Raw genomic sequence first — 24782 nt, 5'->3', positions numbered from 1 at the left:
CCGGGTGACGCAGTCCGGGCGTGACCCGCCCGGGGCCGCGTCCGCCCCGGGGCCGCGCTCGGGCGGGGTGTGCTCAGGTGAGCCGCTCCACCACGACGATCGCCGCGTCGTCGTCCAGCCGGCCGCCGACGTGGGCGAGCAGGTCGCGGCGCAGGTGGCCCAGCAGGGCGGTCGGACGGTCGTCCCGCCAGGCGGTGACGCGTTCGGTGAGCGGGTAGAAGCGCCGCTCGGCGTCGCGGGCCTCGATCACGCCGTCGGTGTAGATCAGCAGCCGGTCGCCGGGGACGAACGGGAACACCTCCACCTCGTACGCGGTCGGGGCCAGCTCGCCGAGACCGAGCGGGGGAGCGGGGTGGCGGGCGCCGAGCGTGGTGATGCCGTCGGCGTGCAGCAGCAGCGGGGGCGGGTGGCCGCAGTCGATCAGCCGCAGGACGGAGCCGTCGTCCGGGATGTCCAGGATCACGGCGGTGATGAACGACTCGCTGCTGTCGTCCGTGGTCGGCCCGTCCCCCTCCGGGCCCGGGACGGCGCCCGCCACCGCCCGGCGCAGCCGGTTCTGTTCGCCGAGCTGGGCGAGGTCCCAGCAGACGCTGCCGTCCAGGTAGGTGGCGAGTTCCGGCAGCTCGGCGTGGAGGTGGGCGGCCGCCCGGAACGCACCGAGCAGCAGGGCGGCGTCGCCGAGCGAGGAGAGGCCCTTGCCCCGGACGTCGCCGACCAGCAGGCGGGTGCCGGTCGCGGTGCGGGCCGCCGCGTAGAGGTCCCCGCCGACCTGCGCCTCGGCCTCGGCGGCCAGGTAGACGGAGGCGAGGTGGAGCGGCCCGATCCGGTCCGGCAGCGGGCGCAGCAGGACGCGCTGGGCCGCCTCGGAGACCGAGCGGACCTGGGCCAGCTCCCGTTCGTGCCGGTCGCGCAGCACCCGCAGGCCGACGATCAGCGCCGAGACGGCGACCTGCGCGCCGAGCTGGGTCTCGTGGTTGGCGGTGTAGAGGCCGTCGCGCTGGATCCCGATGAAGGTCAGCGCGGCGAGGGCGAGCAGGGCGATGACCGTGGTGGCCCGGGCGCCCGCGAAGGAGGCGGTGAGCGCGGGGGCGACGATCAGCAGCGGGCCCAGGTGGATGTCGGGCGGGGCGAGGATGTCCACGACGGTGATCGCCAGGATCAGCGCGAGCGCCAGCACCGTCAGAGCGCGGCGGCCGGGCCGCCACGACCGGCGGCCGTCACCGGGACGCTGCCGAAGTGGCACCTCTCCTCTGTACACCGTCCGGGCTGTGCACCGCACGTCGGCGGGCCGCCGTCCGGGGCGCGGTCCGGGCCTGCCGGTGCCCGGCGCCGGCGCGTCCGGGTCCGCCGGTGCTCAGTCCTGGGCGCCGTAGCGGGCGAGGTAGTCGGCGAACCGCGCGACGTCCTCGTCCGACCAGTCGGTGAAGCGGGCGGTGAAGGAGGCCCGGCGCTGCTCGTTGGCCTCGCGCAGCAGGGTGAGGCCGGCCTCGGTGGCGCGCAGGATCTGGCCGCGCTGGTCGTCCGGGTCGGCCTCGCGGCGGAGCAGGCCGAGCTTCTCCAGCGCGGTGACCTGGCGGCTCACGGTGGACTTGTCCAGCATGAAGTGCATCGCGACGTCGGCGGCCCGGCAGCCGCCGCGCTCGTTGATCAGGTCGAGGATGCTGTAGGTGACCAGGGAGAGGTCCGGGTGCAGCTGGCTGGCCTTGTGCCGGGCGCGCCGGGCGAAGGCGGTCAGCTCGCGCTGGATGGTGTCGATCGACGTATCGCGGCCGGGCACGGCGGACCTACCTCCTCGGGAGAATTTGTTGCACTATACAACGATTTTGGCTCCTTGCGTGCCCTGGCCGGCCGTGTCGCCCGGCTGCGTCGCCCGGCCGTGGGCCGGTCGGACGTACCGGTCAGCCGGTCCGGGCCCCGTCGGGCGCCGAGGCCTGCCAGGCGCGGGCTGCCGCGATCCGGCGGGTCGCGCTCGGGTGAGTGGCGAACAGTAGCTCAAGCGCCCGCGGCGGGTCGACGTCGGACACGTTGACCAAAGCCAGTCTGCGCTGCATCGCGACGAACTGCTCGGCGTCCGAGGTGAGTTCGAGCGCGTGCCGGTCCGCCCGGGCCTCGATCCGGCGGCTCGTCGCGCACTGCACCGGGCCCGACAGCGCGCCCAGCAGCGCGGCGCAGGCCGCCAGCAGCGGCAGGGCGCGCGGATCGGCGACGTCCGCCACCCCGGCCGCCGACAGCAGCGGGCCCCAGCCCGTCAGCAGGCCGAGCAGGGCGACCACCACGGCCGCCCCCAGCGCACCCAGCAGCGTGCCGGTCAGCACGTCCCGGTGCTTGACGTGCCCCAGCTCGTGCGCCACCACCAGCTCCACCTCGCGGGGCTCCGCGGTCGACAGCAGCGTGTCGTAGGCGACGATCCGACGGGTCGCGCCCAGCCCGGACACGTACGCGTTCAGCGCCGTCGTCCGTCGTGACGCGTCCGCCACCAGGACGTCCCGCACCCGGACGCCGTCCTGGTCGGCGAGCGCCAGCAGCGCGCTGCGCAGCGGGCCGGGCGGCATCGGCGTGAAGCGGTTGAACACCGGCTCCACCAGCAGCGGGTAGAGGAACGAGAGCGCCGCCGTGAGCAGCGCCGCGGCGCCCGCCGCCGGCAGCCACCAGTGGTCCGGCGACCACGCGGTGAGCGCGAACAGCCCGAGGGCGACGGGGAGGGCCAGTACCAGGGTGAGCGCCAGCCCGCGCAGCGCGTCCACCGCCCAGCCGGCCCAGCCCTGCGTCACCAGCCCGTACCGGGCGCGCGCCGAGCGGACGCCCGCGCCGAACGGCAGCTGCACCGCCTGCCCGAGCACCACCAGCGCGGCCGCTCCGGCCAGCACCGCCGCCGTTCGCGAGCCGCCGAACCAGCCGCCCACCGCGGTCACCAGCCCCGCCCCGGCGGGCGTCAGCCCGAGCGCGAGCGCCAGCGTCAGGCCGGCCAGCCGCCCGCCGAGCGCCCACGGCACCTGCGCACGGCGCAGCGCGCGGCCGCGGGCGCGCTCGGCGGGGGTGAAGTCGGAGGCGGGGCCGGGGGTGGGTCCGGGCTCGGAAGCTGAGCCGGGGCCGGGGGTGCCGTGCGGTTCGCGGGAGGGTGCTGGGGTGCCCGGGGTCGGGCCGGCAGAGTCGGTCATCTGCGTGTCTGTCATCCGTCTTCTGGCGTCCGTCGTCCGTCCTTCGAATTCTGTCAGCCGCCGGCCCGCTCCGCCGGGCCCGTGGCGGAGCGGGTGCCGGCGCGGAGCAACTGGTGGCCCAGGTCGACCAGGGCCCGGCCGACCGCGAAGTCGTCGCCGACCGCCGGCGCCGGGTCGTCGACCGGGTTGCGCCGGGCCAGCGCGTCGCTGTGCAGCACGCTGCCGTCGGCGTCGAGCACGGCGTGCACCCGGGTGGTGTCCCCGTCCTCGACCACGTGCAGGCTCAGCTGCCAGTCCTTGGTGCGGACCGTCGCCTCCCCGCGGCCCTCCCCGCCGCCCTCCACGGCGGCCACGGCCCGGGCCGTGTGCGGCGGCGCGGACGCCGTGCCGTCCGCGCGGACGATCACCACCGGACAGACTCCGTGCACGGCGCAGCGGGCGCTCACCGAGCCGAGCAGCGTCCGGGTGAAGGAGCCGCGCCCCCGGCTGCCGAGCACCAGCAGGTCCGCCCCCTCGGCGGCCCCCAGCGGCACCTCGGCCGCGTGCCCGAGCACCAGGCTCTCCCGGATCTCCACCGGCCGGTCGCGGCCCACCACCTCGTTCACCTCGGCGGTGAGCGTGCGGAGCGCCGACCGCTCGAAGCCGTCGTCCGTCATCGGCGCGAACCAGCCGTACAGCGACGGGTACTCCCAGGCGGCCACGGCGTGCACCCGGGCACCAGTCAGCCCCGCCTGCCCGACCGCCCAGCGCAGCGCCGCCTTCGAGGGCGCCGAGCCGTCGATCCCGACCACGATCCGCCCGTGGGCGGAGCCGTTCGGGGCGCCCGCCGTGGTGCCCGGTGTGATCCCTGCGCCCTCCATCACCCACCGCCTCACGGTCCCGGGGCCCCGCACGCGCGGACGCTCGCCGTACCCTCCACGCTGCGCGCCGCAGGGCCGGACGCGCCAGGGACGGGACGGCCGCATCGGGGAGGGCGATTGGGCCGGGTGGTCCTGCGACGGTCCGGCCCGCGAGGGTCCGGCCCGCGACGGTCCGGCCCGCGGCGGGGAGGCCCGCGCGTCCGGTCCGGGGGCTCGCCGTTCGACGAACAAGGTGTGGAGGCAGGGCGAAGGACGCGCGGGGGAGTGGCGTAGGCTGACCGCTCTTGAATCGACCCCGGGGGGATCTCACATGCGCCGTGTCGCGGCCGCCGTCGCACTGCTGCTCGGGCTGATACCCGTGGCCGCCTGCGGACCGGACGACCCGGCGCCGGCCAAGGCCGCGCCGGCCGCCGACGCGGCCGGGCCGACGGCCGACGGTTCCGCTGCCGCGAGCGGCACCGCGGCGCCGGCCCCGTCCGGCAGCGCCGCCGCGCCCCGGCCCGACGGCAGCATCACGGTGGCCTTCGCCGGCGACGTCCACTTCGAGGGCCGGACGGAGGCCCGGCTCGCCGTGAAGGCGCCCGAGCAGGCGCTCGGCCCGATCTCCAGGACCCTCTCCGACGCGGACCTCGCCGTCCTCAACCTGGAGACCGCGATCACCGACCGCGGCGCCCCCGAGTCGAAGACCTACACCTTCCGCACCTCGCCCAAGGCGCTCACCGCGCTCAAGGACTCCGGCGTCGACGTCGTCTCGATGGCCAACAACCACGCCGTCGACTTCGGCCCGGACGGCCTCGCCGACACCCTCGCCGCCAAGGACGCCTCGCCGATCCCGGTCGTCGGCGTCGGGCACAACGCCAAGGAGGCGTACGCCCCGTACGTCACCACCGTCCGCGGCGTGAAGGTCGCGGTGGTCGCCGCCAGCCAGGTCGAGGACATCACCAACCAGAAGTGGCGGGCCGGCGCCAACAAGCCGGGCATCGCCTCGGCGCTGGACGCCCCCGCGCTGGTCAAGGCGGTGGAGGCGGCGAAGCAGCAGGCGCCCGTCGTCATCGTCTACCTGCACTGGGGCGACGAGGGCAAGGCCTGTCCGACCGGCCCCCAGACCGCCATCGCCAAGAAGCTCGCGGCGGCCGGTGCCACCGCGGTGGTCGGCACGCACGCGCACACCATGCTCGGCTCGGGCATGCTCGGCAACACCTACGTCGGGTATGGCTTCGGCAACTTCCTCTGGTACGGCACGTCCAACTACGCGTTCTCCAACGAGACCGGCGTCACGACGCTGACCCTCACCTCGGCCGGCAAGGTCACCGGCGAGGTGTTCACCCCGGCCACCGTCGACGGCCAGGGCGTGCCCGTTCCGCAGAGCGGGGCCGCCGCGGAGGCGGCGCTCAAGCGGAGGGACGGCCTCCGCGGTTGTACCGGCCTGGCGCCCGCCCCCGGGCCCGCTCGCTGAGTTCGTCCAGGTCCCGGGTGGTGATCGCCTCCGCCACGGGGATGCCGCCCCGGCCCGCCAGCGCGAGCCGCTCCCGCACCTCGCGCGGCGTCCGCGGCCGCCATCCGGGGCCGTAGCAGCACCGCGAGTGGAACGTCACCCCGGCGGCGAGCACGGCGGTCAGCGCCCGCCAGCCGGCGTCGTCCCGCCGCTTCGGGACCGCGAGGTCCTGCCCCGCGTCGATCAGCTGCCCGCGGCAGCGCGGGCAGCGGTCGTGCCCCGGCGCGGCCCGTCGCTTCACCGAGACGCGGCAGGGCAGGCAGACGAAGTGCCTGGCGGTGGTCTGAGGGCGGATGCACACGGTCCCACGGTAGGGACCTGACGGCCCGTCGTCAGGTGGATTTCCCGGCGCGCGGAAGGCCGCGGGCGAGCGGAGGAAGGACCTCGGGCGCCACGCTAGCAGAGACCCCGGGCCGGAGTCCGCCTCCGGGCCCCGGCGGGGCAGGGGGCGCCGGCGGGTGTCCCGCCGGCGGGACGGACCCGGCCAACGGTGGGCCGGACCGCCGAGGTTGAGCAGGTCACGGGGCCGGAGAGGGGCGGGGGCAGCGGCCGACGATCTCTTGCCGCGGTACGGGCGGTGGCTGAGAGTATTCGTCGCCGAAGGATCATTCCCCGACGGCCGGCGCCTGCCCGCCCGTCGGCAGCCCAGGACGAGAAAGGCCCCGCCGATGGACCACCAATGGATCCGCACCCTGTTCAGCGGTCTGTTGCCGGAGGAGACCGTCGCCCTGGTCTGCGACCGGTACGACGAGTACCAGGACGCCCCGTTGACGCAGCTCGGGCTCGAATCCATGGCCGTGATGGGGCTGGTGGTCCGGATGGAGACGGACTTCGGCAAGGAGATCGACTACGAGGCCTTCCAGCTGTCGGACGTGTCGACGCTGGCAAGGATCAAGGCATTCCTGGGAGTTGAGTGACCCGATGGAGACGCTGAGGACCACCATCAAGGCGGCCGTCGGACAGCCGGCGGTGCGTGACACGCTCACCACACAGCTGCGTTTCTACTTCCCCCAGGTCACCGCGGTCGAGTTCGGCACCGACGAGCTGACGGTCGTCTCGCAGGACGCCGTGCCCCTGGAGAAGCTGGAGCGCTCGGTCGGGCAGATCCTGGAGCGCTTCAAGGCGATCCCCCGCGGCGTGCGGACGAGGACCCTGCTCGACTCCGGCGACCCGGCCTCGGTCGAGGCCTGGCTCGCCGACCGCCCGGCCCGGTTCCCCACCGAGGTCCTGGCAGGTGCCGCGGCCGCCCTCTCCGAGGAGCTGCGCCGCGTGGCGCGGCGGCCGGGCCGCCGGGCGGTCACCGGCCGTGCTGCACAGCTGCGTCCGGGCGTCAACGTGTACGGGCACGAGAGCGCCGCGCTGCTGGCGGCGCTCGACCGGTTCGCCAACCGCTGCATCGCCCAGGCGTACGACGCGGAGGAGCTGCTGATCCCCTCGATGATCCCGAGCTCGGTCGTGGACCGGTCGGGGTACTTCGAGACCGGCTGCCAGCACCTGAGCTTCGTGGCGCCGGTGAGCAACGACCCCGACCTGTTCGAGGAGTTCCTGCCGTACTGGCGCGGGGCGGCCGAGAAGGGCGAGCGGGGCACGGACCGGCAGGTGCTCGACTACCTGAAGGCCCCGCGCGACCTCCTCAACCCCGCGGCCTGCCTGCACTGTTACCAGCTCCTGGAGGACCAGGTCTTCGCCGAGGACGAGGCCCTCGTGATGACGGTGGGCGGCTCGATCTTCCGCGACGAGTCCGGCAACCTGAACAACCAGGAGCGGCTGTACGAGTTCCGGATGCGCGAGGGCGTCGTGGTCGGTGGTGCCGAGCCGGTGGCCCGGATGCACGGCGAACTGCTGGACCTGATGGCCGTGACCGCGCTCCTGCTGGGCCTGGACTTCTCGCTGGAGACGGCCTCGGACATGTTCTTCAGCGACGGCGCCGGCGCGCAGCTGTTCGCCCAGCTCGTCTCCGACAGCAAGATCGAGCTGGCCGTGCGCTCGCACACCCTCGGCCGCAAGGTCGCCAGCGCCTCGCTCAACAAGCACGGCAGCCACTTCTCCGACGCCTTCCGGATCCGCGACGAGCGCGGGCTGGCCGCCTCCACCCTCTGCGTCGGCTTCGGCATCGACCGGCTGGCCTTCCTGCTCACCGAGCACGGGGACACCGGACTGTCCGAGCTCGCCGACCGCGTCGACGCGAACGCCGGGCGGATCACGGGGGCGCGGTCGTGAACCGCACCTTCGTCTGCGTGGAGACGACCGACTACTTCACCCGGGCGATGGAGCGGGTGGCCGCGGACGAGGGCGACCGGCTGCTGTTCGTCTCCGCCCGTGCCGAGCCGCCGGCCGGCGTCCCCTCGCTCCGGCTCGACGTGCGCGACGACCCGCAGCGGGTGGCGGCGGACATCGCGGCGGCCTGCGAGGGCCGCCCGGCCGTCGCCGCCTTCACCAACCAGGAGCCGTACGTCATCGCGACGGCGGCGGTGGCCGGGGCCCTCGGCGTGGGCCGGAACCCGGTCGCGTCGGCCGGCGCGGCCCGCGACAAGGCGCGGATGAAGGAGATCTGGCAGGCGGCCGGGGTCAGCACGCCCCGGGGCACCCACTTCACCTCGCGCGCCGGGCTGGACCTCGCGCAGGTCGCGTACCCCGCGATCGTCAAGCCCACCCACGGGTTCGCCAGCTGCGGCGTCCGGCGGGTCGAGTCCGAGGCCGAACTGCTGGAGCAGGTCCGCAAGATCGCCCTGCTCAACGCCACCACCATGGCGCAGGACGGCGTCCCGGCCGCCGGGTTCCTCGTCGAGCAGTGCCTCGAAGGGCGCGAGTACTCCGTCGACACCGTGTGGTTCGACGGCCGGCCGGCCGCGGACTTCCTGCTGGCCAACAACTCCGAGCAGGTCTCGTCCGGGCAGTACTTCCCCGACCGGCTGTACGCGCTGGAGCCGTCGATGCCGGAGGAGCTGCGCCGGGCCGTCATCGACCTGACGCACGACGCCGTCCGCGCCCTCGGCATCTCCCACGGCCCCACGCACACCGAGGTCCGGTTCCACGACGGGACGCCCTACGTGCTGGAGACGGCGGCCCGGCCGGGCGCCGGCGGGATCTTCTACGACCTCGCGCACCGGGCCCGCGGAGCGGACCTCATGCGGGCGATGTACCTCAGCCTGGTCTGCGACGGCCGGGAGGAGTTCGACCGCCGGACCGGACCGGCGCTGCGCAGGCCGCAGGCCGCGGGCCCGGAGGCCGACACCCACGGGGACACCACCTACTTCTGGTTCAACGTGCCCCACCGGGGTTCGGGGATCATCCGTGCGATCGAGGGACTCGACGAACTGCGCGAGCGCGACGAGGTCCTCCTCTGCGTCTGCTTCAAGGAGCCGGGACACCACCTCCACCCGGACGGTGACCTGATCTCCGACTACTTCTGCAACATCATGGGGCGCCACCGCGAGGTACCGGGCGGCCCGAGCCTGACGGAGCTCCTGAAGAGCTTCGAGGAATCGATAGAGATCGTCTACTGAGCCGCCCGCCCCGCTCCGCCCCCGTTCCTCCGGGGCGGGGCGCAGCGGTGGAACGCCCATCGGTCAGCTAGGAATCGGCATGGAATACCGTCAACTCGGCCAGAGCGGCCTGAAGGTCAGCGAGATCGCCTACGGAAACTGGCTCACCCACGGGTCGCAGATCGAGGAGGACGGCGCGCGCAAGTGCATCTCCGCGGCCCTGGACGAGGGGATCACCACCTTCGACACGGCCGACGTCTACGCCCTCACCAAGGCCGAAGAGGTCCTGGGGAAGGCGCTGGCCGGCGTGCGGCGCGGGTCCGTCGAGATCTGCACCAAGGTGTACTGGCCCACCGGGCCGGGCGCCAACGACCGCGGGCTCTCCCGCAAGCACATCATCGAATCGGCGAACGCCTCGCTGCGCCGCCTGGGGACCGACTACATCGACCTCTACCAGGCGCACCGCTACGACCACGACGTCCCCCTGGCCGAGACGCTGCGCGCGTTCGACGACCTCGTGCGGCAGGGCAAGGTCCTGTACATCGGGGTCTCGGAGTGGCGGGCCGAGGAGATCGCCGAGGCCATGAAGATCGCCGAGGACCTCGGCCTGGACCGGATCGTCTCCAACCAGCCGCAGTACAACATGATCTGGCGGGTGATCGAGACCGAGGTCGTCCCGATGAGCCGGCAGCACGGCATCGGCCAGATGGTCTTCTCGCCCATCGCGCAGGGGGCGCTGACCGGCAAGTACCTGCCGGGGGCGGCCCCGCCGGCCGGGTCGCGGGCCACCGACGAGCACGGCTCCAACTTCATCAGGTACTTCCTGGCCGACGAGATCCTGGGGAAGATCCAGCGCCTCAAGCCGGTCGCGCAGGAGGCCGGCCTGACGCTCGCCCAGCTCGCCGTCGCCTGGACGCTGCAGAACCCGGCGGTCTCCGCCGCCATCGTCGGGGCGTCGCGCCCCGACCAGGTCAGGGAGAACGCCGCGGCGTCCGGGGTCCGCCTGGACGAGGAGACGATGCGCCGGATCGACGACGTCCTGGCCGGCGAGATCATCACCGACCCGGCGTACACGCCCGCTTCCAGCACCTACAGCACGGTCGCGGCGCGGGCCGGCCTGGCGCAGCCGTACGACCAGTCCGCCGGCACCTACAGCACGGCGGCCACCGCGGGTGCGGCGTGAGCGGGCGGGGGAGACGGCCGTGACCGACCGGCCGAAGGCCCTGCGCGTCCCGGCTTGATTCACCACCGAAAAGGTTCGTCCGCGCTGCGACCGGCGTGATTCGGACATAGCCGCCGTTTTTCACCGGGCCGGCCCCCGAAGCCTTGAAGTCTTGACCCCCTGGGGTTGTCCTGTCATGATCAAGATGTCATTACGGGGAACGCAATTCAAACTTCAGGTGAACAACAGATGATTACGGGGGAAACAGTGATCATGGTGCCTGCAACAGCCTGACATTTCTCCGTCGTCCGCGGGCCGTGCGCGTCCCTGACTTCGCCGGCCGACTTCGCGCGGACGCCCATCGCCCTGCACATCGCGGGTTCTGCTGCGAGGAGAAAGCATGACAGTCGCTGTTGCCGCAGCTGCTGACGTGACAAAGTCACAGAAACAAATGATGGAATTCGGTCCGGCCGCCGAGGCCGGTGCCATCTCTATTCCGCGGACCGGTCTCGACCTGCCGAACCGGCTTCCGTACGAAAAATGGGTCCTCATGGGGCGCCTTTTGTCGACGGTACACGCGTCGTCCGCGTGGTGTCTAGGAGACTGGCTCCTGCACGGCGAGACGGCCTACAACGGCCGTTATCGCGAGGCGATCGAGAACTGTTCGCTGAATTACCAGACGCTGCGGAACTACGCCTGGGTCGCCCGGCGGTTCCCGCTGTCCCGCCGGCGGGACGCGCTCAGCTTCGGCCACCACGCGGAGGTTGCCTCGCTGGCCGATCCGGAGCAGGATTACTGGCTGCGCAAGGCGGAGGACCACGGGTGGTCGCGCAATCGCCTGCGTGCCGAGGTGCGGGCCAGTCTCAACGAGCGTGCGGAGGCGGCGGACACGACCGCGGACGGCGTCGACGGCGGGCCGGACGGCGCTCAGGGGGAGGCCGGCCGGGGCGGCGGGATCGACCTGCAACTGGAGATCACCGCCGATCGCGTCAAGCTCTGGCGCGCCGCGGCCGAACAGGCCAGCCTCAGCGTTTCCGACTGGGCCCTCCGCGCGCTCGACGAAGCGGCCCGGACGGCCTGACCGGCGGCGTTCCCGCCCTCGTGCACACCCTTCCCCGAATTCCGGCCGAAAACACCGGCCGGTAATGCCCTGCCGGAATGCCCTGCCGGAATGCCGGACCGGAATTGCGGGCGGGACCTCCGCTGCCCGCGGCCGGTCCTCCCGGCGTTGCCACCGGATTCCGTCCGGTGTGCCGTCCGCTGTTCCTTTTCCCTTCTGACCACCCCGGTGAATCCGCCGACCCACAGTGAAGGAGTGACGGTGACCGAGACGAACGATCTCGCGATGACAGCCTCGGAGCAGGCCCGCCGGGAGGTGCAGCTCGACCGGTCCCAGTACTACGTGTGCCACGAGCGGCACGTCTTCCACCGCTACAACATCCTGCGCGACTCGCCCGCGTTCCCCCTGCTCTTCATGGACCGCTGCTACGACTGGCAGTTCGAGGTCACCGGCGACGTGCCGATCATCAGCCGCTACAACGGCTTCATGGAGCTGGTCTGCCGGGACTCCTGGAGCGAGCGCGACGTCCCCGTGGAGCAGCTGGGCAAGGAGATCCGGTCCGCCGTCGCGGCCGGCTCGCACGTGGCCCTGCTGGTGTCCCTGGTCCACACCGACGGCACGCCGTACCTCACCGAGTGGCTCGTGGTGGACATCGACGACGAGGACACCGTCTACTACACGAAGACCAGTCCGGACCCGAACTTCCGGGCCGACCGCAAGCCCGTGCCGTTCGCCAAGCTCACCGAGAGCCTCGCGTACACCGAGGACGGCCTGGTCCCGGTCACCGAGATCCGGCCCTCGGCCGTCATCGACCGACTGGTCGGCCTCGCCCCGCTGGACGCGTTCCGCGCGGTGTTCGCCGAGTTCGGACTGCGGCTCTACGACGGGCGGCTCAGCCGGTACGTCACCCCGGTGGTCGTCGGCGTGGACGGGATCGACCGGCTCATCGCCGACTGGGAGCGCCGGGCCGACGCGATCCTCGCCGAGGGCGCCGTGCTCTTCAACGACCAGTCCCGCCTGAACAAGCACATCCAGAACCGGTTCCAGCCGGTCCAGCACTACCTGCACTACCTGCTCGGCGAGCCGACGATCACCGCCGCCCTCGGCGAGGAGCTGTGCGGTGAGGTCCGGGAACAGATCGGCCGGATGGACGCCGCGCTCGCCGACATCCTGAAGTTCAGCAGCCTGCTGGTGCAAATGCCCCGCAAGCAGAACTTCGACCTCTACCTCAAGTATCTGCGCCGACTGCGCGACACCGTCGCGGACTACCAGCAGACGAATGTCCGGATTCAGCTGACGCTGCTGAAATAGCGGTGTCTTTTCTCGTGAAAGGATTTCCTCGTGGCTGCGCCTGGCGGCAAGGGCAACGACAGTGGACTCGTTGCCGGATCCGATAACGAAATCGATCTCACCGGCCTCACCCCGGAGGCGGTCCGTGCTCTGGACACGGAGGGGTGCGAGCGCCTCGCCGCCCGCATCCGGAGCTTCCTGATCACGGAGGTCAACCGGACCGGCGGGCACCTCGGGGGGAACCTCGGGGTGGTCGAACTGACCATCGCCCTGCACCGGGTGTTCCGCTCCCCGGACGATCCGATCATCTTCGACATCGGCCACCAGGCCTACACCCACAAGATCCTGACGGGGCGTGCGGCCGGGTTCGCCGACTTCCGGCAGCGCACCGGGATGTCCGGCTTCCCGTCCCGCGAGGAGTCCCCGCACGACACGATGGAGAACAGCCACTCCTCCACCGGGCCGGCCTGGGGGCTGGGCATCACCCTGGCCCGCGGGACCAGGTCGGTGGTCGTGATCGGCGACGGCGCGCTGACCGGCGGCGTGGCGTACGAGGCCATCAACGCCATCGGCGTGCGCCGGCAGCCCGTGGTCATCGTCTACAACGACAACGGCAGGTCCTACGCGAGGACCATGAGCCGGCTGACCCTCGGCGAGCCGTGCGACGCCGAGACGGGCGGTCCGGACGACCAGCGCAACGTCGAACTCTTCTTCACCGCCCTCGGGTTCAGCTACATCGGTGCGGTCGACGGCCACGACTTCGGCAAGCTGGAGGCGGCGCTCGCCGACGCGGCCGGGACCGACGGGCCGGTCGTGGTGCACGTGCGCACCCAGAAGGGGCTCGGCTGGTCCGAGGCCGAGAACGACGACGTCATGCGGCTGCACCAGGTCGGCGGGACGGGCGGCGCCGCAGCCGTTCCGGCGGCCGGGGACGCCGCCCGGCTGCCGCTCGGCAGCCGGTCCTGGGGCGACGTGCTCGGCGGCACCCTGTGCGAACTCGCCGAGCAGGACCCCCGCGTCCACGTGATCACGGCGGCGATGCCGGACAGCCTGGGCCTGCTGGAGTTCCAGCGCCGCTTCCCCGAGCGGTACCACGACGTGGGGATCTGCGAGCAGCTGGCGGTCGGCCTCGCGGCCGGGCTCGCCAGTCAGGGCTGCCGGCCCGTCTTCCCGGTGTTCGCCACCTTCCTCACCCGCGCCATCGACCAGGTCGTCAACGACGTCGCGCTGCACGGGCTCCCGGTCACCTTCGTGGTCGACCGGGGCGGGGTCACCGGCGGCGACGGCGCCTCCTCGCACGGCATCTACGACGTCGGCCTGCTCCGCACCGTCCCCGGCCTGGAGATCTACGCACCCACCAGCGGCGCCCAGCTGAGCGACCTGCTCCGCTCCGCCGTGGCCCGGGACAGCGGCCCGACGGTCGTCCGGTACGCGAAGTGGAAGCCCCTGGAGGACGAGCCCGACGGCGCCCGCACCAGCGCCCTGCTGCGCCGCCGCGGCAGCGACCTCTGCCTGCTGGCGCACGGTGCGATGGTGCAGACGGCGATGTCCGCGGCGAGCGTGCTGGAGTGCGAGCACGGCGTCTCGTCCACGGTGTGGGAGGTCGTCCGGCTGCGGCCGGCCGTCACCGAGGTGTTCGCCGACGCGACGGGACACCGGGCGGTCATCACGGTCGAGGACCTGATGGCGGGCACCGGCCTGTACGCGGACCTCCTCACCCACCTCGCGGACGCGCGGAACACCGGCGGCGGGACGCCCGCCACGGCCGAGATCGCGCTGCCGCCCGCCTTCCTCCCGATCGGCCCCCGCGACGAGGTCCTCGTCGAGTTCGGCGTCAGCACGGCCGCGGTGGTGGAGCGGGCCGAGGGCCTGCTCGGCCTCGGGGCGATGGCCGGCGCCGCACCGGGCACGAGCTGACCCGCGTCCCACCGCACACTCCCCGCCTCCGGGCACCTCGGACCGACCCCCTACGAGAAAGTCAGCGAAGTGAAGGTTGCGCGTTTCTACGCTCCCGAGAAGATCCTGATCGAGGACTCGCCCGAGCCCACGCCCGGTCCGGGCGAGGTGAAGCTCAGGGTCCGCAACACCTCGCTGTGCGGCACCGATCTGAAGATCTACCGGTACGGGAACCACCGGATCGACCCGCCGCGGGTGCTCGGTCACGAGATCGCCGGTGAGGTGGTGGAGCTGGGCTCCGGCGTCGAGGGCTGGGCCGTGGGCGACCGCGTCCAGGTGATCGGCGCGATCCCGTGCGGGCACTGCCACGAGTGCCGGCGCGGGCGGATGACGGTCTGCCCGAACTTCGAGGCGATGGGCTACCACTACGACGGCGGGTTCGCCGAGTACATGGTCGTCCCGGAGAAGGTCGTCGGCGTGGGCGGGGTGCACCGCATCCCGGACGGCGTGAGCTTCGCCGAGGCGTCCGTCGCGGAGCCGCTCGCGTGCGTGCTGAACGGCCAGGAGCTGATCGGGGTCGGCGCCGGGGACGACGTGGTGATCGTGGGCTCGGGGCCGATCGGCTGCCTGCACGCCCGGCTCGCCCGCGCCCGGGGCGCCTCCCGGGTGTTCCTGGTCGAGCTCAACCGCGAGCGGCTGGCCCGGGCGGCCGAACTGGTCCAGCCGGACGGGGTGATCTGCGCCGCGGACACGGACGTCGCCGAGGAGGTGTTCCGGCTCACCGACGGGCTCGGCGCCGATGTCGTGATCACGGCCTCGGCCTCCGTCCCGGCCCAGGAGGAGGCGATCCGCTACGCCGCGCGACGGGGCAGGATCAGCCTCTTCGGCGGACTGCCCCAGGGTGCTCCGATGACCGCGGTCGACGCCAACCTGGTGCACTACCGCGAGCTGATGATCATGGGCGCCAACTCCTCCAGCCCCGAGCAGAACGCCCGCGCGCTGGAGCTGATCGCCGACGGCACCGTCCGGGTGGACGACCTGATCACGCACACGTTCCCCCTGGACGGGTTCGCCGACGCCCTGGCGATCCTGGAGCGCGGGGCGGGGCTCAAGGTGACGATCGCGCCCTGACGCAGGGCCGCGTGCGCGTGCCGGCCGGGGGCATGGGTGCCCCCGGCCGGCTTCGTGCATGCTGCCACGGTCACCGAAGGTGTGATGGAGTGTCAGGAGCGTTGCCGGCGCCGACCGTTCCCCCCGGGGCGGTTGCGCCATTTGTGCTGTTCGAGCCGTTTTGAGCCCGGTCCGGGCTGGAGGGGAGTGGGTCGGCATGGTGTGGAACCGGATCCAGATATTCTTCGCCGTCACCGTACGGTCGCTGCTGTCGGTGCTGGTGTCGGCTGTTGATCTGCTCATCGCCTGCGTGCGGGGGATGAGGCGGATGGCCCGGCCGGCCGTGCGACGGTGACCGGGCCACGGATCAGCCCTTGTGGTCGGCCTCGCCGTGCTTCCAGTAGCCCTTGGCGTGGACGCGGTCGCGGGGGAGGGCCCAGTCGGTGAGCAGGTGGCGCCGGACGGTCGCGACGGCGCCGGACTCCCCGGCGAGCCAGGCGGTGGTGCCGGGCGGAACGTCGGTGGCGAGGAGCGTCTCGGTGAGGCGGTGCCCCTTGGGGTGGGCCGGAGCACGGGGGAGCCAGGCCGTGGTGAGCCCGGTGCGGGCCGGCAGCGGCAGCGTGTCCGCGGGGCCGGCGATCTCGAAGTAGGCGGACACCTCCACGCCGGCCGGGAGCCCCTCCAGGACGGTGAGCGCGGCGGGCAGGGCGCTCTCGTCGGCGGCGAGCAGGACGTGCGCGGCGCCGTCGAAGGAGGGGCGGCGCCCGCGCGGGCCGGCGAGGCTGGCCCGGTCGCCGGGGCGTGCGGCGGCGGCCCAGCGGGCGAGCGGCCCGTTGCCGTGCAGGACGAGGTCGATGTCGACCTCGTAGGCGGCGGGGCGGTGGTGGCGGATGGTGTAGGCCCGGGACGGTCCCGAGGGGATGGCCAACTTGACCCACTGGGTGGGGTGTTCGATCTCCAGCCCGGACAGGCCGGGGCCGGTGAAGGTGATCCTGGTGAGGGTGGAGGTCAGCGGGGCGACCGCGGTGACCTCGACGTCGTGGACGGGCCGGGGGCGTTTGAACATGGTGACTCCTTGGCGGGCCCGGAGGTGGACACGGGCCTGACGGCGGGGAGTTGAGCGGGAAGGGGGGTCAGCGCGGGAGGTGCTGGTCGAGCAGCGCGTCGACGAAGGCGGTGTCGAGCGGGCGGCGCAGCACCAGGGCGCGGTGGTAGAGCGGTGCGAGGAGCACGTCGAGGAGCACGGCCGCCTCGTCCTCGGAGCAGCCGAGCGCTGCGCGGGTCTGCGCGACGTCGCGGGAGCGGAGCCCGTCCAGGAACCCGGTGTGCAGCAACTCCGCCGTACGGGCGTCGAGTTGGGCGTGCCCCAGGAGGGCCTGGAGGACGCGGCCGGCCGGTGCCTCGCCGAGGAAGACGGCGAAGCCGTGGACGTAGGCGCGCACCTGCGCGGGACCGGACCGGCCGGCGGGGCCGTCGGCTGCGGCTTCGGGCCAGGCCAGAGCGGTCTCGGCGTCGAGGACCAGGTTGTCGAAGAGGATGTCGACCTTGGACTTCCACCAGCGGTAGATCGTCTGCTTGGCGACGCCGGCCGCCGCGGCGATGCCCTCGATGGTGAGGCCTTCGAAGCCGTGCTCCACCAGGAGGTCGTCGGCGGCGTTGAGCACGGCCAGGCGCGCGGCCTCGCTCCGGCGGCTGCTGCTCGCGCTGCTGCTGCCGGTGGCGGTGCGGGGCTGGGCGGCGATGGCGCGGAGGTCCTCACGGGCGGGCCGCTGCGGGAGCCGGCCGGTGGCGTTGGTCGGGCTCATCCTCTCATGCCCCCTCCGTGTAGGCCGTCGACGGGAGCGGGGTCCGCGGCCGCCGGACCAGCCCGGCCGCGACGGCCACGGCCAGGACCGCGACCAGCGCGCTGAACGTGACGCCCGCCGTGCGCAGACCGGTGGCCTGGATGAGGACGCCGACGCCGACCACCGGCACCGACAGCATCCCGTACAGCACCGCGAAGAAGGTGGAGACCGCCTCGCCGCGCTGCTGTGGGGCGACCCCGGTGTTGATGGCTCCGAGCCCGGTACCGACGGCGGTACCGGTGGCGAGGCCGTTGACGCAGGCGCCGAGCAGCAGCGGCGGCAGCGACTCGGTGAGCAGTGCGGTGGCGATCAGGGCGGCGGCCAGGACGAGCCCGGCGCAGGCGGTGGGCAGCGCACGCTGCTTGGGCAAGACCCGGGCGAGCAGCTGGCCGACGGCGGTGGCGGCGAAGGCCAGGCAGACCACCAGGCCGGTGAGAGCGTGGTGACGGAGCCCCAGGACGTTGGCCAGGAACAGGCCGCTGACCGCGGTCAGCACGCCGAGCACGGCGAACCCGGACCCGCCGGCGAGGGCGGCGCGCAGGAAGGCGGGGCGGATCCCGGCCGGGATGCGCAGCGGCTGGAACCGCGGGCGGAAGCGGGCGGCGCTCCGGGGGTGGTCGCCGGAGCCCGTCGGCGCGGCCTCGGGGGCGGCTCCCGGTGCGATGGCGGGAACGACGACGAGCCCGGCCAGCGCCAGGGCGGTGAGGGCGAGCATCACCGTCCAGGGCAGGCGCAGCGGCGAGCCGGCCCACTCGGCGAGGGCGCCGGAGAGCAGCGTGCCGCCGGCCAGGCCGCCCATGTTGGCGGCGAGCGCGAGGGTCTGGGCGCGCAGCCGGCGCTCGGGCGGGGCGAGGTCGAGCAGGGCGGCGGTGGCGGCGCCGGTGATCAGGGCCGCGGCGAGGCCGGAGACCACCCGGGCGGCGAGCAGCCAGGGCAGCGAGTCCGCGACCTCGAAGAGGTCGGCGGCGGCCGCCGCGAGCAGCAGGGCGGCGGCGATGACGGGCCGGCGGCCGATCGCGTCGGAGAGCCGGCCGAGGGTCAGCAGGCCGGCGACGACGCCGCCGGCGTAGACGGCGAAGATCACCGTGACCATGAACGGCGAGAAGCCGAAGGCCTGTTGGTAGAGCGGGTAGAGCGGGGTCGGGACGGTGGTGCCGGCCATGGTGACCCAGAAGGCGAGTGCGACCGCGGCGCGGGCGAGTGGGCCGGCCGGGGATGGACGGGTGGTGGGCACGGGGCTCCTCGGGGATTCATCGGGGCTTCTCGGGGACGTCGCGGCGCTGCGGCTCGGGGGCTCCGGGGCCGTGGGCCCGGGAACGGCCGCTCGAGGCGCGCTGAACGTCACGGAGAAGGCTGACTGTCACGGTGAAAGTGGACGCAACGGTGCGTCTCGGTTGGACGGTAACACTAGACGCAACGTTGCGTCCAGGTTGCTCGGCCGGCGCCTTCGGCTCCGAGGGTCCTCACGTTCCCACTAGTTGACGGTCCCGCAGGATCCACGCCCTCTCGGCGCACCCGAACAATTGTGTTAGGTTAGGCTTGCCTAATGTTGCTGGTCGGAGGGGATTTCCTGTGCTTCAGTCCGAACTGGTCGGTACCACTGCGATGGTCACCGGCGCCGGGCAGGGCATCGGCGCGGCCGTGACGCGCGCGCTCGTCGCCGCGGGCGCCGTCGTCGCGGCGGTCGACCGCAATCCGGGCCCGCTCGCCGCGCTCGCCGAGGAGTTCGCCGCGGAGCCGGCGGGCGGGGATCCGGCCGCCGCCGGCGGCGTCCGCCCGTACGTGCTGGACGTCACCGACGCGGCCGCCGTCGAGTCCACCGTCGACCTGGTGGAGCGTCAACTCGGTCCGCTGGGCGTCCTGGTGAACGTGGCCGGGATCCTGCGTACCTCACCCGCGGTCGAACTGACCGACGAGGACTGGGCGGCGACCTTCGCGGTCAACACCACCGGGGTCTTCCACACCTGCCGGGCGGTGGGCCGGCGGATGGCGGAGCGCGGCACGGGGGCCGTCGTCACCGTCGGGTCCAACGCGGCCGGCGTGCCCCGGGCCGGCATGGCCGCCTACGCGGCGTCCAAGGCGGCCGCCACCATGTTCACCCGCTGTCTCGGCCTTGAGCTCGCCCGCTCCGGGGTGCGCTGCAACATCGTCTCGCCCGGGTCCACCGACACCGAGATGCAGCGCGCGCTCTGGGGCGGCGACGCCGAGGCCGCCGAACGGCGGGTCGTCGACGGCGACCCGGCCGGTTGGCGGGTGGGCATCCCGCTCGGGCGGATCGCCCAACCGGCCGACATCGCCGAGGCGGTGGCCTTCCTGGTCTCGGACCGGGCGCGGCACATCACCATGCACGACCTGTACGTGGACGGCGGCGCCACCCTGCGCGCCTGAGCGCGTCGGCCCGACCCGACACGATCCGACCCGACACGTCGGACTCGACCCGACACGTCCGACCCGACACGTCCGAACCGCGCGTCCGACCCCGCACGTCCGAACCGCGCGCCCCGACCTCACGGGCCCGGCCCGACGCGCCCCCGGGCCCGTCGGAGCCACGGACACCCTCGAACCACACCACCCGCCGGCCGGCGCCACGAGCAGCGCCCGGCGGCCACTCGCAGACTGGGAGAATCCAGGTGACCACGGTGCACCACGCCCCCGCCGGGACGGACCACACCGTCATCGGCGCGGCCAGCGGGCTGCTGGGCCAGTACCGGGCCGCGCCCGACGAGGCGTTCTTCGCCTCGCCGACCCGCACGCTGCTCGCCGACGGCGTGCACGCCCGGGTGCCGCAGGACGCGCGCCCGCTGCCGGTCCGGGTCGCCGAGACACTCGACCGGGCCCGCCGCGACGGGGTCGAACACCCGCTGGTGGTGGGCGCGGTGGCGTTCGACCACGACGCCCGCGCCGAACTGGCCGTGCCCGCCCGGGTCCGCCGGTGCGGCGCGCTGCGCGACGACCCGCTGGTCGCCCTGCCCGCCCCGGCCGCCGACCGGGTCGAGTGGCAGGTCCGTCCGGTGCCCGAGCCCGAGGCGTACGGCGCCGGCGTTGCGGAGGCCGTCCGCCGGCTCAGGGCGGGCGAGTTGAGCAAGGTCGTCCTCGCCCGCACCCTGGAGCTGAGCGCGGGACGCCCGCTCGACCTGCCGGCGATCCTCCAGCGCCTGGCCCGCCGGGACCCGGGCGGTTACACCTTCGCCGTCCCGGCCGGCGGCGGCCGCACCCTGATCGGCGCCAGCCCCGAGCTGCTGCTCTCCCGCCGCGGCACCGCCGTGCTGGCCAACCCGCTGGCGGGCTCCGTCCCGCGCAGCGCCGACCTCGGCGAGGACGTCCGCCGGGCCGCCGCACTGCTGGAGTCCCCGAAGGACCTGCACGAGCACGCCGTCGTCGTGGACGCCATCCGTGCGGCCCTGACGCCGTACTGCCGGACGCTCGACGTGCCGGAGCGGCCCACCCTCGTCCGGACCGCGGCGATGTGGCACCTGGCCACCACCATCACCGCCGAGCTGGCCGACCCGGCCGTCTCCGCGCTGGAACTCGCCGCCGCCCTGCACCCGACCCCGGCCGTCTGCGGCACGCCGACGCCCTTGGCGCGGCAGGCGATCGGGGAGATCGAGCCGTTCGACCGCGGCCTCTACGCCGGCATGGTCGGCTGGGGCGACGCGGACGGCGACGGCGAATGGGTGGTGACCCTGCGCTGCGCCGAGGCGGACGAGCGGACGCTGCGGGTCTACGCGGGCGCGGGCGTGGTCGCCGAGTCCCGTCCGGAGGCCGAACTGGCGGAGACCAGTGCCAAGTTCCGTACCTTCCTGGACGCCGCGGGGGTGCCGCGATGAGCCGCCCGCAGGACAGCGTGGACGAGGTGCTGGCCGGATTCACGCCCTATCCGGCGGAGTTCGCCGAGCGCTACCGCGCCGCCGGGTACTGGCGCGGCGAGACCTTCGGCCGGATGTTGCGCGAGCGCGCCGCCGCCCACGGTGAGCGCATCGCGATCGTCGACCCCGGCGGCGCGGGCCCGGAGGGCACCCGGCGCTGGACGTACGCCGAACTCGACCGCCGGGCCGACCGGATGGCCGCCGGCCTGCTCGCCCGCGGCATCGGCCGGGGCGACCGCGTGGTGGTCCAGCTCCCCAACGTGGCCGAGTTCTTCGAGGTGGTCTTCGGCCTCTTCCGGATCGGCGCGCTGCCGGTCTTCGCCCTGCCCGCCCACCGCCACACCGAGGTCGGCCACTTCTGCTCCTTCACGGGCGCGGCCGGCTACGTCGTCCCGGCGGTCGAGGGGGGCTTCGACTACCGTGAACTGGCCAGCCGCGTACGGGCGGAGAACCCGTCGCTGCGGCTGGTCCTGGTGGCCGGCGAGGACGCGGGCGAGCACGTCCGGCTGGCCGACGTGCCGGTCGACGGCGCCCTTCCGGAGACCGGCCCCGAGCCGGGGGACGTCGCGTTCCTCCAGCTGTCCGGTGGCAGCACCGGCGTGCCGAAGCTGATCCCGCGCACCCACGACGACTACATCTACTCGCTGCGCGGCTCGGTCGGGATCTGCGGCCAGGACGAGCGGAGCGTCTACCTCTGCGTCCTGCCCGCCGCGCACAACTTCCCGCTCAGCTCGCCGGGTTCGCTCGGCACGCTGTACGCGGGCGGCCGGGTGGTGCTCTGCCCGCAGCCCGGCCCTGAGACGGCGTTCCCGCTGATCGAGCGCGAGGGTGTGACCATCACCGGCCTGGTGCCGCCGCTGGCGCTGCTCTGGCTGGAGGCCGCCGAGCGGCGGCGGGCGGCGGGCGGGGACCCGGGGCTGGCGAGCCTGGAGGTGCTGCTGGTCGGCGGCGCGAAGTTCAGCGAGGAGGCCGCCCGGAGGGTGCGCCCGGTGCTGGGCTGCACGCTCCAGCAGGTGTTCGGGATGGCCGAGGGACTGGTCAACTACACCCGGCTGGACGACCCGGAGGAGGTGATCGTCACCACCCAGGGCCGGCCGATCTCCCCGGACGACGAGGTCCGGGTGGTCGACGACCAGGACGGCGACCTGCCCGACGGCACCACCGGCCATCTGCTCACCCGGGGCCCGTACACCATCCGCGGGTACTGGAACGCTCCCGGGCACAACGCCGACTCGTTCACCGCGGACGGCTTCTACCGCACCGGCGACCTCGTCCGGCGGACCCCCACCGGCCACCTGGTGGTCGAGGGGCGGGCCAAGGACCAGATCAACCGGGGCGGCGAGAAGGTCGCCGCGGAGGAGATCGAGAACCACCTGCTCGCCCACCCGGCCGTGCACGACGCGGCCGTCGTGTCGATGCCCGACCCGTACCTCGGCGAGCGCACCTGCGCCTACGTGGTGCTGCGCGACGAGGCCCGCCAGGCCCCGCCGAAGTCGGTCGAGTTGAAGCGCTTCGTGCGCGGGCGCGGCCTGGCCGACTACAAGGTGCCGGACCGGGTCGAGTTCGTCGACGCCTTTCCCGCCACCGGGATCGGCAAGGTGAGCAAGAAGGACCTGCGCGCCGCCATAGCGGCCGGTCTCGCCGCCGCGGCCGCTCCGGCCGCCGGGTCCGCGCCGTCCGCGCCGTCCGTCCCGTCCGTCCCGTCCGTCCCGTCCGTCCCGTCCGTCCCGCCCATCCCCTCTCAGAGCTAAGGAAGCACCGTCGTGGGCCTGCCCCGCATCCCCTCCTATCCCATGCCCTCCGCCGGTGAACTCCCCGCCAACCGGGTCTCCTGGACGGTCGACCCGTCGCGCGCCGTCCTGCTGGTGCACGACCTGCAGAACCATTTCATGGACGCCTTCGACACCGGTGCGGCCCCGGTCACCGAACTCTTCGAGAACGTCGGCCGGCTGCGCAAGGAGGCCGGGCGGCTCGGCATCCCGGTCGTCTACTCGGCGCAGCCCGGCGGCCAGAGCCCCGAACAGCGCGGCCTCCAGCAGGACTTCTGGGGTCCGGGCATCCCGGACGACCCGCGCGCGGAGGCGATCGCCGACGCGGTCGCCCCGGGTGAGGGCGACACCGTGCTCACCAAGTGGAAGTACAGCGCCTTCGTCCGCGCCGGGCTCGCCGAGCTGCTGCGCGCGCAGGGCCGCGACCAGCTGGTGATCACCGGCGTGTACGCGCACATCGGGGTGCAGGCCACCGCCTGCGACGCGTGGATGCGTGACGTCCAGGCCTTCGTGGTGGCCGACGCGGTCGCCGACTTCGGCCCGGACGAGCACCGCGCCGCCCTCGCCTGGGTGGCCGGCCGCTGCGGCCTGGTCACCACCACCGACGCCGTACTGGAAGGGAATTGACGGGCATGGCATTCACTGTGGAGCGCATCCGGGCCGAGGTCGCCGACCTGCTCGGCGAGGACCCGGCGGACATCCCGCTGGACGAGAACCTGGCCGACTGGGGCCTGGACTCGGTGCGGCTGATGGCGCTGGCCGAGCGGTGGCGGTCGGAGGGCGCGGACGTCGCCTTCCTGCAGCTCGCCGAGCGGCCGGCCGTCGAGGCCTGGGCCGAACTGCTGGGCGCGTCCTGATGGACCCGGCCGACGTCCTGACGGGGCCGGCCGACGCCCCGGCGCTGTGGCCGGACACCCGGAACCACTGGCCGGACGCCCCGGAACGCCTGCCCGACGCCCCGCCGGGGCCGGGCGGGGAGGCGGGTCGGCGGCCGAAGCGGCCGCCGACCACGGTGATCGGCCCGGTCGAGGCGCAGGCCGCCCGGACACCCGGTGCGCCCGCGCTGGTGCTGCCGGACGGTTCGGTGGTGTCCTACGGCGACCTGAACGCCGCCGCCAACCGGCTGTCACGGCACCTGGCGGGCCTCGGCGCCCGCCCCGGTACGGTCGTCGGCCTGGCGCTCACCCGCCCGGCCGAGGTCGTGCCGGCGCTGCTGGCGGTGGCCAAGTCCGGTGCGGCGTACCTGCCGCTGGACGCGGACGACGCGCCGGGCCGGAGGGCCTGGCTGCTGGCCGACGCCCGCCCGGTCTGCGTCCTGGGGGAGGGCGTGCCCGGCGCCGTCCGGCCCCAGGAGGGCGAGCTGGCCGCGGAGTTGGTCACCGATCCGCCCCGCGCACTGACCCCGCAGCACCCGCTCTGGCTGGCCTACGGCCCGGGCGGCCGCCCGGCGGGCGTCCCGGTGGCGCACGCCGAGGCGGACCGCAGGGTGCGCGCGCTGCAGGCCGCGTACGGGCTGGGGCCGGGCGACCGGGTGCTGCAACTGGGCCTGCCGCTCTGGGAGTTCCTCTGGCCGCTGCGGACCGGTGCGGCACTGGTGCTGACCGACCCGGACCGGCCCGCCGAGGTTGGCGAGGTGGTCCGGGAGCTGGGCGTCACCGCACTGCGGGCGGCCCCGGCGGTGATCGGCGGCCTGCTGCCGGACCCGGGGCCGGTCCACCTGACGCCGGGGGTGCTCTGACGCCGGGGCCCGGTCGACACCGGGGGGCGGGGCGGCCGGGCCCCGGCCC

The 24782-nt window shown here is 73.9% G+C and carries 24 protein-coding genes; 16 read left to right on the top strand and 8 right to left on the bottom strand.

The annotated features are described in order from the left end of the window. Positions 1-73 precede the first annotated feature (73 nt). The 4 genes from J5Y04_RS02370 to J5Y04_RS43420 form a co-directional block, all read right to left on the bottom strand. Positions 74-1243 (bottom strand): PP2C family protein-serine/threonine phosphatase, encoded by a 1170-nt coding sequence (locus tag J5Y04_RS02370; protein WP_209409702.1) that lies wholly within the window; start codon positions 1241-1243, stop codon positions 74-76. Positions 1244-1354: 111 nt separating this feature from the next. Next, positions 1355-1777 (bottom strand): MarR family winged helix-turn-helix transcriptional regulator, encoded by a 423-nt coding sequence (locus J5Y04_RS02365; protein WP_148641963.1) that lies wholly within the window; start codon positions 1775-1777, stop codon positions 1355-1357. Between the two features lie 121 nt (positions 1778-1898). Beyond that, positions 1899-3158, bottom strand: coding sequence for a M48 family metallopeptidase (locus tag J5Y04_RS02360; protein WP_209409700.1), 1260 nt, complete (start codon positions 3156-3158; stop codon positions 1899-1901). A gap of 53 nt (positions 3159-3211) precedes the next feature. Then, positions 3212-4018, bottom strand: a complete 807-nt coding sequence (locus J5Y04_RS43420) for a universal stress protein (protein ID WP_209409698.1) — start codon at positions 4016-4018, stop codon at positions 3212-3214. Between the two features lie 310 nt (positions 4019-4328). Between J5Y04_RS43420 and J5Y04_RS02350 the strand changes: the two genes are divergently transcribed. Next, positions 4329-5474, top strand: coding sequence for a CapA family protein (locus J5Y04_RS02350; protein ID WP_209409696.1), 1146 nt, complete (start codon positions 4329-4331; stop codon positions 5472-5474). Here the strand turns inward: J5Y04_RS02350 and J5Y04_RS02345 are convergent. Further along, positions 5410-5814, bottom strand: coding sequence for a hypothetical protein (locus tag J5Y04_RS02345; RefSeq protein ID WP_209409694.1), 405 nt, complete (start codon positions 5812-5814; stop codon positions 5410-5412). The genes J5Y04_RS02350 and J5Y04_RS02345 overlap by 65 nt on opposite strands. A gap of 367 nt (positions 5815-6181) precedes the next feature. On the opposite strand from J5Y04_RS02345, the gene J5Y04_RS02340 reads away from it, so the two are divergent. The 9 genes from J5Y04_RS02340 to J5Y04_RS02300 all read left to right on the top strand — a co-directional run bounded on the left by J5Y04_RS02340 (position 6182) and on the right by J5Y04_RS02300 (position 15871). Continuing rightward, positions 6182-6430: an acyl carrier protein gene (locus tag J5Y04_RS02340; protein ID WP_148641959.1), complete on the top strand. Its 249-nt coding sequence runs from the start codon at positions 6182-6184 to the stop codon at positions 6428-6430. Positions 6431-6434: 4 nt separating this feature from the next. Beyond that, complete coding sequence (locus J5Y04_RS02335) at positions 6435-7733, top strand: hypothetical protein (RefSeq protein ID WP_209409692.1); 1299 nt, start codon at positions 6435-6437, stop codon at positions 7731-7733. Beyond that, on the top strand, positions 7730-9019 hold the full coding sequence (locus J5Y04_RS02330; protein ID WP_209409690.1) for an ATP-grasp domain-containing protein: 1290 nt from the start codon (positions 7730-7732) through the stop codon (positions 9017-9019). Before J5Y04_RS02335 ends, J5Y04_RS02330 begins: the two co-directional genes overlap by 4 nt. A 79-nt stretch (positions 9020-9098) precedes the next feature. Further along, positions 9099-10181, top strand: coding sequence for an aldo/keto reductase family protein (locus J5Y04_RS02325; protein ID WP_209409688.1), 1083 nt, complete (start codon positions 9099-9101; stop codon positions 10179-10181). Positions 10182-10560: 379 nt separating this feature from the next. After that, positions 10561-11241 (top strand): LmbU family transcriptional regulator, encoded by a 681-nt coding sequence (locus J5Y04_RS02320; RefSeq protein WP_245203973.1) that lies wholly within the window; start codon positions 10561-10563, stop codon positions 11239-11241. A 240-nt stretch (positions 11242-11481) separates the two neighbouring features. Further along, positions 11482-12531, top strand: coding sequence for a hypothetical protein (locus tag J5Y04_RS02315; RefSeq protein WP_209409686.1), 1050 nt, complete (start codon positions 11482-11484; stop codon positions 12529-12531). Positions 12532-12561: 30 nt separating this feature from the next. Then, positions 12562-14427, top strand: a complete 1866-nt coding sequence (locus J5Y04_RS02310; RefSeq protein WP_209409684.1) for a 1-deoxy-D-xylulose-5-phosphate synthase — start codon at positions 12562-12564, stop codon at positions 14425-14427. A gap of 69 nt (positions 14428-14496) precedes the next feature. Beyond that, positions 14497-15537, top strand: coding sequence for a zinc-dependent dehydrogenase (locus J5Y04_RS02305; protein ID WP_209409682.1), 1041 nt, complete (start codon positions 14497-14499; stop codon positions 15535-15537). A gap of 196 nt (positions 15538-15733) precedes the next feature. Further along, positions 15734-15871, top strand: a complete 138-nt coding sequence (locus J5Y04_RS02300; protein ID WP_153882763.1) for a hypothetical protein — start codon at positions 15734-15736, stop codon at positions 15869-15871. Positions 15872-15883: 12 nt separating this feature from the next. Here the strand turns inward: J5Y04_RS02300 and J5Y04_RS02295 are convergent, their stop codons facing one another. The 3 genes from J5Y04_RS02295 to J5Y04_RS02285 all read right to left on the bottom strand — a co-directional run bounded on the left by J5Y04_RS02295 (position 15884) and on the right by J5Y04_RS02285 (position 18594). Beyond that, the gene (locus tag J5Y04_RS02295) at positions 15884-16582 is read right to left on the bottom strand and encodes a siderophore-interacting protein (protein ID WP_209409680.1); all 699 of its coding nucleotides are present in this window, start codon (positions 16580-16582) and stop codon (positions 15884-15886) included. A gap of 67 nt (positions 16583-16649) precedes the next feature. Next, positions 16650-17321 (bottom strand): TetR/AcrR family transcriptional regulator, encoded by a 672-nt coding sequence (locus J5Y04_RS02290; RefSeq protein ID WP_209409678.1) that lies wholly within the window; start codon positions 17319-17321, stop codon positions 16650-16652. Between the two features lie 4 nt (positions 17322-17325). Beyond that, on the bottom strand, positions 17326-18594 hold the full coding sequence (locus J5Y04_RS02285; protein WP_307852886.1) for an MFS transporter: 1269 nt from the start codon (positions 18592-18594) through the stop codon (positions 17326-17328). A 371-nt stretch (positions 18595-18965) separates the two neighbouring features. Between J5Y04_RS02285 and J5Y04_RS02280 the strand changes: the two genes are divergently transcribed. The 6 genes from J5Y04_RS02280 to J5Y04_RS02255 all read left to right on the top strand — a co-directional run bounded on the left by J5Y04_RS02280 (position 18966) and on the right by J5Y04_RS02255 (position 24733). Then, the gene (locus J5Y04_RS02280; RefSeq protein ID WP_245204152.1) at positions 18966-19748 is read left to right on the top strand and encodes a 2,3-dihydro-2,3-dihydroxybenzoate dehydrogenase; all 783 of its coding nucleotides are present in this window, start codon (positions 18966-18968) and stop codon (positions 19746-19748) included. Positions 19749-19984: 236 nt separating this feature from the next. Continuing rightward, on the top strand, positions 19985-21187 hold the full coding sequence (gene dhbC, locus J5Y04_RS02275) for an isochorismate synthase DhbC (RefSeq protein WP_209410052.1): 1203 nt from the start codon (positions 19985-19987) through the stop codon (positions 21185-21187). Continuing rightward, positions 21184-22977 (top strand): (2,3-dihydroxybenzoyl)adenylate synthase, encoded by a 1794-nt coding sequence (locus tag J5Y04_RS02270; RefSeq protein ID WP_209409674.1) that lies wholly within the window; start codon positions 21184-21186, stop codon positions 22975-22977. The genes dhbC and J5Y04_RS02270 overlap by 4 nt, the downstream gene beginning before the upstream one ends. 12 nt (positions 22978-22989) lie before the next feature. After that, positions 22990-23622 carry an isochorismatase family protein gene (locus tag J5Y04_RS02265; protein ID WP_209409672.1) on the top strand — a complete coding sequence of 211 codons (633 nt, stop codon included), beginning with the start codon at positions 22990-22992 and terminating at the stop codon, positions 23620-23622. Between the two features lie 5 nt (positions 23623-23627). Next, positions 23628-23852, top strand: a complete 225-nt coding sequence (locus J5Y04_RS02260) for a phosphopantetheine-binding protein (RefSeq protein ID WP_148641946.1) — start codon at positions 23628-23630, stop codon at positions 23850-23852. Beyond that, positions 23852-24733, top strand: a complete 882-nt coding sequence (locus J5Y04_RS02255; RefSeq protein ID WP_209409670.1) for an AMP-binding protein — start codon at positions 23852-23854, stop codon at positions 24731-24733. Before J5Y04_RS02260 ends, J5Y04_RS02255 begins: the two co-directional genes overlap by 1 nt. The last annotated feature ends 49 nt before the right edge of the window (positions 24734-24782 follow it).

The sequence above is a fragment of the Kitasatospora sp. RG8 genome, assembly GCF_017813315.1.
GTDB lineage: Bacteria > Actinomycetota > Actinomycetes > Streptomycetales > Streptomycetaceae > Kitasatospora.
The sequence above is the reverse complement of the archived record's forward strand: the minus strand, read 5'-3'. Positions and strand labels throughout refer to the sequence as shown.